This window comes from Melioribacter sp. Ez-97 (assembly GCF_051488665.1).
Classification (GTDB): Bacteria; Bacteroidota; Ignavibacteria; order Ignavibacteriales; family Melioribacteraceae; genus Melioribacter.
Map to the genome: position 1 here is coordinate 19,626 of NZ_JBPSEG010000003.1, position 12,406 is coordinate 32,031.

11 protein-coding genes are annotated in these 12,406 nt (G+C 43.3%); 1 reads left to right on the top strand and 10 read right to left on the bottom strand.

Features of this window, described 5'->3' with window-relative positions:
* Positions 1-21 precede the first annotated feature (21 nt).
* The 8 genes from ACSSWA_RS04730 to ACSSWA_RS04765 are packed head-to-tail and all read right to left on the bottom strand — an operon-like array spanning position 22 to position 8,297.
* The gene (locus tag ACSSWA_RS04730) at positions 22-711 is read right to left on the bottom strand and encodes a sulfite exporter TauE/SafE family protein (protein ID WP_437355411.1); all 690 of its coding nucleotides are present in this window, start codon (positions 709-711) and stop codon (positions 22-24) included.
* Complete coding sequence (locus ACSSWA_RS04735) at positions 711-1,154, bottom strand: FixH family protein (protein WP_437355412.1); 444 nt, start codon at positions 1,152-1,154, stop codon at positions 711-713. Before ACSSWA_RS04735 ends, ACSSWA_RS04730 begins: the two co-directional genes overlap by 1 nt.
* Positions 1,151-2,560: a cytochrome c oxidase accessory protein CcoG gene (gene ccoG / locus ACSSWA_RS04740; protein ID WP_437355413.1), complete on the bottom strand. Its 1,410-nt coding sequence runs from the start codon at positions 2,558-2,560 to the stop codon at positions 1,151-1,153. The genes ACSSWA_RS04735 and ccoG overlap by 4 nt, the downstream gene beginning before the upstream one ends.
* Positions 2,557-3,387 carry a cbb3-type cytochrome c oxidase N-terminal domain-containing protein gene (locus ACSSWA_RS04745; protein WP_437355414.1) on the bottom strand — a complete coding sequence of 277 codons (831 nt, stop codon included), beginning with the start codon at positions 3,385-3,387 and terminating at the stop codon, positions 2,557-2,559. Before ACSSWA_RS04745 ends, ccoG begins: the two co-directional genes overlap by 4 nt.
* Positions 3,380-3,577 (bottom strand): cbb3-type cytochrome c oxidase subunit 3, encoded by a 198-nt coding sequence (locus tag ACSSWA_RS04750; protein WP_437355415.1) that lies wholly within the window; start codon positions 3,575-3,577, stop codon positions 3,380-3,382. The genes ACSSWA_RS04745 and ACSSWA_RS04750 overlap by 8 nt, the downstream gene beginning before the upstream one ends.
* Entirely contained in the window at positions 3,574-5,697 is a 2,124-nt protein-coding gene (ccoN, locus tag ACSSWA_RS04755; protein ID WP_437355416.1) for a cytochrome-c oxidase, cbb3-type subunit I, read from the bottom strand. Before ccoN ends, ACSSWA_RS04750 begins: the two co-directional genes overlap by 4 nt.
* Entirely contained in the window at positions 5,698-5,874 is a 177-nt protein-coding gene (gene ccoS / locus ACSSWA_RS04760) for a cbb3-type cytochrome oxidase assembly protein CcoS (protein ID WP_437355417.1), read from the bottom strand.
* Positions 5,874-8,297: a heavy metal translocating P-type ATPase gene (locus ACSSWA_RS04765; protein ID WP_437355418.1), complete on the bottom strand. Its 2,424-nt coding sequence runs from the start codon at positions 8,295-8,297 to the stop codon at positions 5,874-5,876. The genes ccoS and ACSSWA_RS04765 overlap by 1 nt, the downstream gene beginning before the upstream one ends.
* Before the next feature lie 126 nt (positions 8,298-8,423).
* Between ACSSWA_RS04765 and ACSSWA_RS04770 the strand changes: the two genes are divergently transcribed.
* Positions 8,424-9,191, top strand: coding sequence for an SDR family oxidoreductase (locus ACSSWA_RS04770; protein WP_437355419.1), 768 nt, complete (start codon positions 8,424-8,426; stop codon positions 9,189-9,191).
* Between the two features lie 128 nt (positions 9,192-9,319).
* Here the strand turns inward: ACSSWA_RS04770 and ACSSWA_RS04775 are convergent, their stop codons facing one another.
* Entirely contained in the window at positions 9,320-11,581 is a 2,262-nt protein-coding gene (locus ACSSWA_RS04775; protein ID WP_437355420.1) for an aconitate hydratase, read from the bottom strand.
* Positions 11,582-11,762: 181 nt separating this feature from the next.
* A complete protein-coding gene (locus ACSSWA_RS04780) occupies positions 11,763-12,404 on the bottom strand; it encodes an SGNH/GDSL hydrolase family protein (RefSeq protein ID WP_437355421.1) in 642 nt (213 codons plus the stop codon).
* Positions 12,405-12,406: the final 2 nt, after the last annotated feature.

Consider the following 12,406-nt stretch of genomic DNA (forward strand, 5'->3'; position numbering starts at 1 on the left):
AAGGATAAGAGTCGAATTAATTCAGTGATGCATTTCACTGTGTACGACTTTTTCTATTTTGGGACTCAAGAACGGAATGCCGAGATTCAAGCCACGCAGAATAAAGAGAAGCGCCAGCAAGAACGCCATCGCGGGTATTAATCTTTTTCTCAATTTAATATGGATGAAATTTCCGAGCGTTGCAGTTATGAACATTACAGGGAAAGTGCCGAGCCCGAACAACGCCATATAAACCGCGCCTTCGGCAGGAGTGGACATTGTAATCGCTCCCGCAATTCCAACATAAACAAAACCGCACGGCAGCAATCCGTTAAGTATTCCGATTACGTAGAGCGATACGACCGATTTCCGCGCCATTAGTTTCCCGAAATAAATTTTCAGTCTGTCATAAAACACCGCATAAACTTTTGTGTGCGCGACTTTGTTTTTCAGTGAAGAAGGCAGGAATAAATAAACGAGGATAACTCCGCCGGAAATGAGGGAAATGTATTGTTGAAGCCCTATTAGCCGCAATTGTTTCCCGAACAAGCCGAACAAAAATCCCATTAAAGCGTAGGTCGTAATTCTGCCCGCATTATAAAGAATGCGTCCCGTAAATATTTTTATCCATGTCTCTCCGACAATCGGAATTGCCATTACGATCGGTCCGCACATGCCGACGCAGTGCAGGCTACCGAAAAGCCCGATTAACAAACCCGTCCAGATTTCCATCAGCTTATCATTAAGTTTTTTTCATAATAATATTCTTTAATACCGTCCGACCAGTCGATTTTAATTTTCCAGTAACCCCGTTTAAGTTTATTGAAAGGGACTCTGAAAGTGTAAGTCGAATCGAGTTGAATATCCGCAATAAAATCGCGCTCTTGGTCCGAAGGTCTGTAGAATTCTATTTCTCCTTTTATTTTCTCGGGCTGAGTAATCTCCGGAAATACAATATCGACATAACCTTCGTTCATAATAACCGAAATATTTTTATCCAGCGATTCGCTGTTTTTCTTTTTTTCGATTTGATTTTGATACTTGATTTCTTCGGCGTAATAATTTTCCGTAACAAGACTTACGTCCTGATTTATGAATATATAAACCATTGTCAAAGTCCCAATGACAAAAACGGTATAGACAATTACGATAATAGTACCCCAGGATAGTTTCATTTTTTCTCCGGTCTTGCCAAAAAAGAAGTTGTAATTTTTTTGATGATTTTGTCGTTCGAATAAACATTTACAGTCAAAGGAGTTTTTATTGTTTTGACATCCGACTTGGGAAGAATTATAAAAAACTTAGCCTCGGCTATGCTTTGCGGTTTTACTTTCAGATTGTCGCCGATAATTTTAATTTCCGCATTTTTATTTTCGACTTCGATTCGGGGAGTAACTTCATTCGATGTTTTGTTCACAATTTTAATGTCGTAAAGATTGCTGATTTTATTCCCCGGTTGATCCTGGGAAAGCAATCCCGGAGTTCTGAGTATATTAACGTCGAGTTCAGCCCTGTTAATCAAAAGAAATGAAATAAGAAAAAGCAGGAAGAACAGCACTACGGTGTAGCCTACCGCTTTGGGAGTAAGGATAGGTCTTCTTCCGGTTTCGATTTCATTTTTGGAAGCGTACCTAATCAGTCCTTTCGGTTTGCCGATTCGATCCATAACGTAATCGCAGGCGTCGATGCATGCGGTGCAATTTACGCACTCGAGCTGCGTTCCGTTACGTATGTCGATGCCCGTCGGACACACTTCCACGCATTGATTGCAATCGATACAATCCCCGGCGGTTCTTTCTTCGCCTCGCCGCAGTTTTCCTCTCGGTTCTCCTCTCTTATAATCGTAATGGATCACTATCGAATTTTCGTCCAACATTACTCCCTGCAGTCTTCCGTAAGGGCAAACCAGAACGCAAGCTTGTTCTCTGAAATACGAAAAGACGAAATAAAAAACTCCCGAGAAAATTAATACGGCTATAAAAGTTCCGGCATGGAGCGCGGGAGAATGAGTAATATATTTGAGTAAATTATCCGAGCCAATTATATAAGCCAGAAAAATATTCGCTATTGCAAAAGAGATTGCAAAAAATATAATATGTTTTGCGGCTTTAATTCTGAACTTACGCGGATTCATCGGAAGTTGATTTAGTTTGCGCTGTTCCTTAGCGTCGCCTTCCAGCCAGTACTCGATTTTTCTGAATACCATTTCCATAAAAACGGTTTGAGGACAAATCCAGCCGCAAAAAAGTCTGCCGTAAACCACGGTGAAGAGGAAAATCGATACAATAAAGGCAATCATTGCAAGCGCAAAAAAGTAGATGTCCTGCGGACCGAAATAAATACCGAACACAACGAATTTCCGCTCCAGCACATTAAACAAAATGAACGGACGCCCCGCAACTTTTATAAAAGGCGCAGCAACGAGAAAAAGCAAAAGGAATAGGCTTACAATAGTCCTTGCGCGGTAAAATTTACCCGAAGGTTTTTTAGGATAAATCCAGCGTCTTTTGCCTTCTTTGGTAACTGTGGATATCGAATCTCGAAAAGTTTCCTTTTTAATATCTTCCGCAGTTTTGTTCATGCGCCTTTATTTTCCTCTGGCTTGTTTTCATTCCACAATTCACCTTCCGGCGCTTTGGGATTCGGAGGATTCGTACCGTGTAACGTAATAATATAACTCGCAACAGCTTGAATCTTCTTCGGTTCTAGCTGTGATTCCCAGCTTATCATTCCTTTCTGCGGAACGCCGTATTTGATTGTCTTGAAAATATTTTTAATTCCTCCTCCGTGTATCCAATAGTCGTCGGTTAAATTCGGTCCGATAAGTCCTTCGCCGTTTTGACCGTGACAGCTTGCGCAATTCTTAACGAATATTTCTTTTCCTTCGGAAAGAGTGGCGGCGTCGTCTACAAACGAAACCGTTTCCTCGTTAATAAACGCGCCGGATTTAATCAAAATTTCGCGCTGCAGTTTTGCCTGCTCGATTTCATATTTGTATTCGTTCAGCTGCACCTGCCCGTCTCCGATTATGTGGTAATTTATTAAATAACCCGCAGCCCATATAATCGTTCCGTAGAAAAGAATCTGAAACCACGGCGGCACACGATTGTCGAGTTCTCTTATTCCGTCGTAATCGTGTCCGAGAAGAATTTCCTGTTCCTTCTCTATCGGAGTCGATTTGTTCAAAAAAGCAAATAATTTACGAAACGGTTCAAGAAACGTCCTGCCTTCCGAATCGTTCTTTTCTGAATAGACAAACGCAAGCCAGAGGACAAAAGCAATCATCAACAGCGTAATTATTATCATTGTTTTCATCACGCTGTCGAGAACATCTTCGTTGCCCGCGGCAAATACCGAACTTAAAGGAGACAGCAGGATAACCGCCAAAATCGATTTTATCTTATTCATTTTCATTCTCTGAATTGTTTTCCGTTTGTGAATTATTTAAAGGCAGATTTTTCATCCTATCGATGAAATTCTTATCCAGTTTCCAGGTTCTGATAACCGTAATTACGAATACGGTAAAAAACAATACCAGACTGATAACCGGATAGATCGAAACACCTTCTATCGAACTCAAATAATTTGAAATCATCATTCGCCTTTCTTTTCTACTTTTATATCCGTACCGAGTCTTTGAAGATATGCAATCAAAGCGACAATATCGTTATCGGGATTGACGGGAATACCGTTATTCAGAAGATCGTCGGCAATCGAATTAGCCTGCGTCATCAAATCTTCATTTGCAAACTTTTCGTAGCCGTCGGGATAAGGCACGCCTATCGAACGCAACGCGCTGATTTTTGCCGCCGTTTCCGAAGTGTCGATGCGTTGTGTAATAAGCCATTTATACGAAGGCATTATAGAGCCGGGCGACATTTGTGCCGGGTCTTCCATGTGGAGATAATGCCACAGGTTTGAATATTTTCCTCCGACTCTGTGTAAATCCGGTCCGGTTCTTTTCGAGCCCCATAAGAACGGATGGTCGTAAACAAATTCGCCGGCTTTTGAATATTCGCCGTATCGTTCGGTCTCCGACCTGAAAGGACGCACCATTTGCGAATGGCAGGCGTTGCATCCTTCGCGGATATAGATATCTCTTCCATGCAGTTCCAACGGTGAATACGGTTTAACGCTCGAGATTGTAGGTATATTCGATTTCACAATAAATGTCGGAACCGCTTCAACGAGTCCGCCGATTAAAATTACCACTGTCGAAAGGAGAGCAAATTTAACGGGACGTTTTTCGAGGTAACGGTGTATCATTCCTCTTTTCAGTTTGTCTTCCGATTTAACCAGCGGGTAGGCTTCCGCCGCTTCGTCTTTTATGAATTTACCCTGTTTTGCAGTCATGGCAAGATTATATACCATCATGAACATACCGCTCAAATAGAGTAATCCTCCTATCGACCGGATAACGTGCATCGGAATTATTTGGAGAGTAGTTTCCAGAAAGTTCGGATATTGCAGAAGACCGAGCTCTGTAAATTGTTTCCACATCAACGACTGCGTTATACCCGACCAATACATCGGCACAACATAGAATACGATGCCGAGAGTAGCAATCCAGAAATGTGAATTTGCGAGTTTTCTAGAATGAAGTTTGGTATTCCACATTTTCGGTATTAACCAATAGAGTATTCCGAAAGTCAAAAGTCCGTTCCATCCGAGAGCGCCTACGTGCACGTGAGCGATTGTCCAGTCGGTGTAATGAGAAATCGCGTTGACGTTTTTGAGCGAGAGCATCGGACCTTCGAACGTAGCCATTCCGTATGCTGTAACCGCCACGACCATAAATTTAAGAACGGGGTTTTCCCTGACTTTATCCCATGCGCCTCGCAGCGTAAGAAGACCGTTCAACATTCCTCCCCACGAAGGCGCAATCAACATTATCGAGAAAACGGTGCCGAGCGATTGAGCCCAGTCGGGCAGCGCCGTATACAAAAGATGATGCGGACCCGCCCAGATGTAAATAAATATCAACGCCCAGAAGTGGAGAATCGAAAGCCGGTACGAATAAACGGGTCGTTCTGCGGCTTTCGGTAAAAAGTAATACATCAATCCCAGATAAGGCGTCGTTAAAAAGAATGCGACTGCATTGTGTCCGTACCACCATTGTACTAGCGCGTCCTGAACGCCCGCGTAAACCGGATAGCTTTTCAAGAACGATACCGGAATTTCGATCGAATTTACCACGTGCAAAATTGTTACGGTTACGAACGTGGCTATATAAAACCAGATTGCCACGTACATATGTTCTTCGCGTCTTTTTATAATCGTACCGAACATATTAATTCCGAACGCCACCCATACAACTGCAATCATAATATCGATAGGCCATTCCAGCTCGGCGTATTCTTTACTGGTCGTCAAACCGAGCGGCAGCGTAATTGCGGCGGCGACAATAATCAACTGCCATCCCCAGAAGTGAAACTTGCTCAGGAAATCGCTGAACATGCGCGCTTTACAGAGTCGCTGCAACGAATAATATACTCCGGCAAATATCATATTGCCCACAAAAGCAAATATAACCGCATTCGTATGGAGAGGACGAATTCTTCCGAATGTAGTATACGGAATGCCGAGATTTGCAGCCGGAAAGTAGAGTTGAATTGCGATAATCAACCCGACAAGCATTCCCACAAAGCCCCATACAATGGTGGCTATCGAAAACTGCTTGACTATATTATTATCGTAACTGAATTTTTCTATCTGCATCTATTGCTCCTGTTTTTTTGATTCGGTACTGTTGACTTTTTTGTCTTCGAACAAAATTCTGAAAGCCGGCGTTTGAGTATCGTCGTACTGCCCCGACCTGACAGCCCACAGGTAGGCTGTCAGGAATCCGCCCGCCACAAGCAGGCTCGCAATTACGAGAACAATAATAACCGACATTACAGCAATCCTTTAACTTTTGCAAAAATAGTTGTTGCAGTCGTAGTAAACAAAACAATTGTAATCGAGCTCAGCGGCATCAGTATGGCGGCTATTACCGGTTCGAGCTTACCGCTTGTTGCAAAATATAAACCGACGACATTATAAACAAAGGATATAGCAAAACTCGCATAAACAATATATCTGCTTACAACGGAATATTCGAGAAATTTATGAAGCGAGCCGAAAGAATCCGCGTCGAGAATGGCGTCGCATGCGGGAGTGAAATTATTGATGTTGTCGGATATTGAAACTCCTGCGTCGCTCTTTTGAAGCGCTCCGGCGTCGTTCAAGCCGTCGCCTATCATCATTACAACTTCGCCCCCTTCTTTTAACTTTTTTATAAATTCAAGCTTGTCGAACGGACTTTGCCGGAAAAGCACTTTACCGCTTCCGAAATATTTTTCTAAATTTCGTTTTTCCCTCTCCGTATCGCCGGTCAAAAGATACAGCTTGTATCTTGATTTGAGACGCGATATAACTTCATCGAGTTTATTTCTGTATTTCGTTTTTATTCTGAAATAGCCGAGCGATTCCCCGCCGGAAGTTACCGTAACGTTTGAGGACGAATCGCTTGTTAAAAAAGCGTCGTAACCGGTAAATTCCGGCGACCCGATTTTAAATAACTTACCGTTGAATCTGGCTTGCAGACCTTTGCCGGGATATTCGCGAAAATCCGAAATATTTTGCGCTTTAAATTCGGATAAATAACCGGCGATGGTTCTGCTCAGCGGGTGCGAAGAATTTATTACAAGCGATTTTATTGCGGGCATTAATTCAGCACGATCAATTTGACCGGAAGAAATAAATTCCACTTCGGGATATTTATTGTCCGTAATGGTTCCCGTTTTGTCGAATACCACGGTGGTGATTTTCGACAAGGTTTCCACAACCGAAACGCTCTTCAAATAGAATTTGTTTCTGCCGAATATCCGGAGAGTATTTCCGAATGTAAACGGAACGGATAGAGCCAGAGCGCAGGGACATGCGACAATCAGCACAGCGGTGAAAGCATTGAATGCAATTAAATAATTTTCGGAAGACCAATACAAAAACGTTACGACTGCAATCGAAATCACAATTGCAGTAAAATATTTGCTTACGAAATCGACCAGAGATTCGACGCGGCTTTCTTCTTTTTTACGAAAAGATGAGTCGTTCCACAAACGCGTCAAATAACTTTGAGAAACTTCTTTGATCGATTCGGCTTCGATCGTGCCGCCCTGTTGCCTTCCGCCGGCATAAATAACGTCTCCGTTTTTGAGTTTAACCGGGTCGGATTCTCCGGTGACAAAACTGTAATCGATAAAAGCTTCCCCTTTAATCAGAATCGAATCAGCGGGCACAATTTCGCCGTTACGAATTATCATCCTGTCGCCCACTTTTAGTTTCTCGAGAGGTATTGCGGTTTCGCCTCCCTCTTTTCTGATTGTAACGGAAATGGGAAAGTACGATTTATAATTTCTCTCGAAGCTGAGAGAATGATAAATTTTATTCTGAAAAACCTTGCCTATCAAAAGGAAGAAAACCAGCCCCGCCAACGAATCGAGATAACCCGCCCCGGTCGAAGTTGTAATCTCGTAAAGACTTCTTAAAAATAGAACTGCAATCCCGAGAGCTATCGGAACGTCAATGTTCACAATTTTATTTTTGATTCCTTTGAAAGCCGATATAAAATAATCCGATGCGCTGTAGAAGAGCACGGGCAAAGCCAGCAAAAGATTAAGATACGAAAACACGGTTTTGATTTCGGGGTCGGAATTGACGCCGAGCGAAAGATATTCGGGAAAACTGAGCATCATTATATTGCCGAAGCAGAAGCCCGCAATGCCGATTTTGAAATAGAGTTTTCGGTTGATTTCTTTGAGTTTGTCTTCGTCTTTTCCTTCAAGAGTCAGCAGCGGTTCGTAATTGATTGCGTCGAGAATTTCGACGATTTTTCTGAGCGACGTTTTAGCTTCCGAATATTTAACGAACAATTTTTTCTTCGGAAAATTTACGCGGGAAGCAAGCACTCCTTCGTTGAGCTTATTCAAATTTTCGAGCGCCCAGATACACGAGCTGCAATGGATTTGAGGTATGTAGAACGAAACGGTTGTAATATTTCCGTCGCTGAAGTCGATTAACTTTTCTTTCAACTCCGGATCGTCGAGGAATTCGTAATTTCTGTACGAATTGGTTTTCTTTTTTATTCCGGAGCCGGGCTCTATGCTATAATAATCGCAAAGGTCGGCAGAATTAAGAATTTCAAATACGGTTTTGCACCCGTTGCAGCAGAAATATTTATCGCCTGCAGCAATCGAATCGTCAACGCATTCGTCGCCGCAATGGTAACAAATTATTTTCTCCGATACAGGTTCTTTTTCCGCTTTCCTTTCGTTCATTTTGCGAATCGCCGGGAATTTTTAATCTAAAAATAATAAAATCGGGACATACTATCCTGATTTTTAAATCTGACTTCAAAAATAATATTTACTAATTTTGCAACGATAATATTAAACGAGGCGCTTATGTATCTGAAGAACAAAACCGTATTCATTACCGGAGCCACGTCGGGCATCGGGAAATCGTGCGCATACGCATTTGCACGCGAAGGATCGAATTTAATCATTTCGGCGCGCAGACAGGAATTAATCGAAAAGATTGCCGGCGACTTAAGACAAAAATACGGAGTAAAAGTTTATGCGGGCAAACTAGACGTGCGCAGCCGCGACGAAGTAAAAAAATTCTTTGAATCTCTTCCGGAAGAATGGCAAAAAATCGACATTTTAATTAACAACGCCGGACTCGCCAAAGGCTTGAATAAATTTTACGAGGACGATCCCGGCAACTGGGATATTATGATCGACACAAACGTCAAAGGTCTCCTCTACGTAACGCATGAAGTCCTGAAAGGAATGATAGAAAGACAAAGCGGACATATTATCAATATCGGGTCTATTGCCGGGCACGAAGCTTATCCGAAAGGAGCGGTTTATTGCGCTACGAAACACGCCGTCGACGCGATTACGAAATCATTGAGAATGGATACGATCGACAAAAACATACGCGTAAGCACAATAGACCCGGGATTGGTTGAAACCAATTTCAGCCGGGTGCGATTCGACGGCGACGAGGAAAAGGCAAAAAACGTTTACAAAGGAATAGAGCCGCTTACGGGAGACGACGTTGCAGACGCCGTAATATACTGCGCTTCTCGTCCTCCGCACGTTAACATTGCGCAGATAACTCTCCTCGCTTCAAAACAGGCAAGCGCAACAATCGTGCACCGCGAATGATAAAAAAATAAGACTCTTTTTTATAATAATGTGCGTTTAAAGATTTCAAAAAATCTTAGTTCACACATAAGAAAAAAGCCGGAGAAAATCGTCTCTCCGGCTTTTTGATTTTCTTCTTAACAGACCGATTATTTATTCTTTTCCGCAATAAGATTTAACGCGCTGCCGGCTTTGAACCATTCGATTTGACCCGCGCTCAGTGAATGATTCAACATAATTTCATCCTGCGAGCCGTCTTTATGTTTTACAATCATCTTGACCGGTTTTTCGGGAGACAGTTCTTTTAATCCGACGATGCTTATTCTGTCGTCTTCTTGGATTTTATCGTAGTCGGAAGGGTCTGCAAAAGTAAGCGGCAGCATTCCCTGTTTTTTCAAATTCGTTTCGTGAATTCGCGCAAAGCTTTTGGCAATAATCGCTTTGCCGCCGAGGTAGCGCGGTTCCATTGCGGCATGTTCGCGCGAAGAGCCTTCGCCGTAGTTCTCGTCGCCAACCACAACCCAGCCGAGTCCTTTGGCTTTGTATTCGCGAGCCACTTCGTGAACGGGTTTGTATTCGCCGGTAAAGAGATTTTTGGCTTCCCCGGTTTTATTCGTAAATGCATTTACGGCGCCGAGGAACATATTCTTCGATATATTGTCGAGATGACCTCGGTACCTGAGCCATTGACCCGCCGGCGAAATATGGTCGGTAGTGCATTTGCCTTTAACTTTCAGAAGAAGAGGCAAGTCGACGAAATCATTTCCATCCCACGGTTCGAATCTTTCGAGAAACTGGAGTCGCTCGCTGTTCGGATCTATTTTAACTTCCGTATCGAAACCGTCGGGCGTCGGTTCAAGATAACCTTTGTTATCTTTAACGAATCCTTTCAGAGGAAGTTCGTCGCCGTACGGCGGATCGAGTTTTACTTCTTCCCCCTTTTCGTTTTTGAGAGCGTCGGTCTCCGGATTGAAAGATAATCTACCGGCGATTGCAAGCGCGGTTACTATTTCGGGACTTGCCACAAACGAAAGCGTTTCGGGATTATTGTCGTTTCTTTTAGCAAAATTACGGTTGAACGAATTAATAATCGTATTTCTTTCGCCTGTCTTGATGTCCATTCTCTTCCACATTCCGATACAAGGACCGCACGCATTGGCGAGCACTTTACCGCCGAGTTCAGTCAATACCTGAAGCTGACCGTCGCGCTCGATTGTGGCGCGCACCTGCTCGGAACCGGGAGTAATTGTAAACTGGGATTTAGCCTTCAGTCCCTTTGCCAGCGCCTGCTTTGCTATATTTGCGGCTCTGTCGATATCTTCGTAACTGGAATTAGTACAGCTTCCGATAAGAGCCACGCTTATATTGTCGGGATAATTGTTTTCTTTTACCGCTTCTTTCATTTTGGACAACGGATGCGCCAGATCGGGAGTAAAAGGTCCGTTGATATGAGGTTCGAGTTCGTTAAGATTAATTTCAATCAGCTGGTCGAAATATTTTTCCGGATTCGCATAAACGTCGTCGTCAGCTTTGAGCTGATGCGCCAGTTTTTCGGCGAGTTCTGCTACGTCCGCTCTGTCGGTTTTACGCAGATAATTAGCCATTTTTTCATCGAATGGGAAAACCGAAGTTGTGGCTCCTACTTCAGCGCCCATATTGCAGATAGTCGCTTTTCCGGTGCACGAAATCGAGCCGGCGCCTTCGCCGAAATATTCGATAATAGCTCCCGTGCCTCCTTTAACGGTCAGCAGACCGGCTAATTTAAGAATAACGTCTTTCGGCGCGGTCCAGCCGGAAAGTTTGCCGGTCAATTTAACGCCAATTAATTTGGGCCACTTCAATTCCCACGGCATACCCGCCATAACGTCGACCACGTCGGCTCCTCCGACGCCAATGGCAATCATACCGAGACCGCCTGCATTCGGAGTATGGGAATCCGAACCGATCATCATTCCGCCCGGGAACGCATAATTTTCGAGTATTACCTGGTGAATAATTCCCGCGCCGGGTTTCCAGAATCCGACGCCGTATTTTTTACAGACGCTCTCCAGAAAATCGTAAACTTCGCGGTTTTCTTCGATTGCTCTTTCGAGGTCTTCTTTCGAGCCGCTCTGAGCAACAATCAGGTGATCGGCGTGAGCCGTAGCCGGCACTGCGGAAGTCTTTCTGCCGGCATGCATAAATTGCAACATCGCCATTTGAGCCGTCGCATCCTGCATTGCGACTCTGTCTGGATAAAAATCGACGAAGTCTTTGCCTCGAACAAATTCACGAGTCGGTTCCTCCGCCAGATGCGCATAGAGAACTTTTTCGGCGTATGTCAAAGGTCTTCCGACAACCTTCCGCGCTTTATTCACCTTATTTTCAAAATTATCATAAACGCGTTTTATCATGTCAAAATTTGCAGCCATTTTAATTTTCCCCTTGTTTAGTTATTCGTTACAAAAATAAAAAAAAATTCGTTTTGATATTGCAGAGAAATTTCATGGAGTCCGCTAGAGCGCTTTTGCATATAAAAAACGGGAATCCCCTCTATTCAAAGCAAATTCCCGTTTATCTAAATAATCCGGTAAAGTTCCGTTTAAGAAACAATTATTTAATCATAGCCGACAGATACTCCGCAACGGTTTCCGCTATTTCTTCATGGCCTTTTTCGTTAGGATGAAGACCGTCCCAGAAGTTTTCGGGACTAACTTTTCCGTAGAGTTGAATGAAACCCGCGGAACGGCGTTCGGCGAGTTTTTTATATTCTTCGTTTAATTTTATTAATGAAGATTGAGTGGCTTCGTTATACAATTTCTTTCTGTTAATTTCGTTCATTGTTTCGAGATTGATATTGCACGGCGAAGCGATAATTACTTTCGCGGATGGAATTTCCGATTTTATTTGAGTCAACATACTGTCGACATTTCTCACGCAGTTTGCCACAAGGCTGTCGTTGCCGTTTTTCAAATCGTTAACTCCGAGCAAAATTATAAAATAGTCGGCGTCGCGGTTGACGTCGATTACAGGCTGCAGTTCGTCCAGATCGGAGGTTTTTCTGCCGTTTCTTCCGGCATTAACAAACGTAATATTGTCGAAACGCTCTGATAACTTTTCCACCCATCCTTTGCCTTCCACGCCCGCGCCGTGAGTAATCGAATCGCCGAAACAGACAATCTTGATTTTTTCCTGCTGCACATTAAATCCCATTAAAACCGCAAGCATTGCAGACAACAGAATTTTCTTTTTCATTG

What these genes read in the sequence shown, in the direction of transcription:
- ACSSWA_RS04730 (WP_437355411.1), bottom strand. Translation starts at nt 711, where the DNA reads ATGGAAATCTGGACGGGTTTGTTAATCGGGCTTTTCGGTAGCCTGCAC.
- ACSSWA_RS04735 (WP_437355412.1), bottom strand. Translation starts at nt 1,154, where the DNA reads ATGAAACTATCCTGGGGTACTATTATCGTAATTGTCTATACCGTTTTT.
- ccoG (WP_437355413.1), bottom strand. Translation starts at nt 2,560, where the DNA reads ATGAACAAAACTGCGGAAGATATTAAAAAGGAAACTTTTCGAGATTCG.
- ACSSWA_RS04745 (WP_437355414.1), bottom strand. Translation starts at nt 3,387, where the DNA reads ATGAATAAGATAAAATCGATTTTGGCGGTTATCCTGCTGTCTCCTTTA.
- ACSSWA_RS04750 (WP_437355415.1), bottom strand. Translation starts at nt 3,577, where the DNA reads ATGATGATTTCAAATTATTTGAGTTCGATAGAAGGTGTTTCGATCTAT.
- ccoN (WP_437355416.1), bottom strand. Translation starts at nt 5,697, where the DNA reads ATGCAGATAGAAAAATTCAGTTACGATAATAATATAGTCAAGCAGTTT.
- ccoS (WP_437355417.1), bottom strand. Translation starts at nt 5,874, where the DNA reads ATGTCGGTTATTATTGTTCTCGTAATTGCGAGCCTGCTTGTGGCGGGC.
- ACSSWA_RS04765 (WP_437355418.1), bottom strand. Translation starts at nt 8,297, where the DNA reads ATGAACGAAAGGAAAGCGGAAAAAGAACCTGTATCGGAGAAAATAATT.
- ACSSWA_RS04770 (WP_437355419.1), top strand. Translation starts at nt 8,424, where the DNA reads ATGTATCTGAAGAACAAAACCGTATTCATTACCGGAGCCACGTCGGGC.
- ACSSWA_RS04775 (WP_437355420.1), bottom strand. Translation starts at nt 11,581, where the DNA reads ATGGCTGCAAATTTTGACATGATAAAACGCGTTTATGATAATTTTGAA.
- ACSSWA_RS04780 (WP_437355421.1), bottom strand. Translation starts at nt 12,404, where the DNA reads ATGAAAAAGAAAATTCTGTTGTCTGCAATGCTTGCGGTTTTAATGGGA.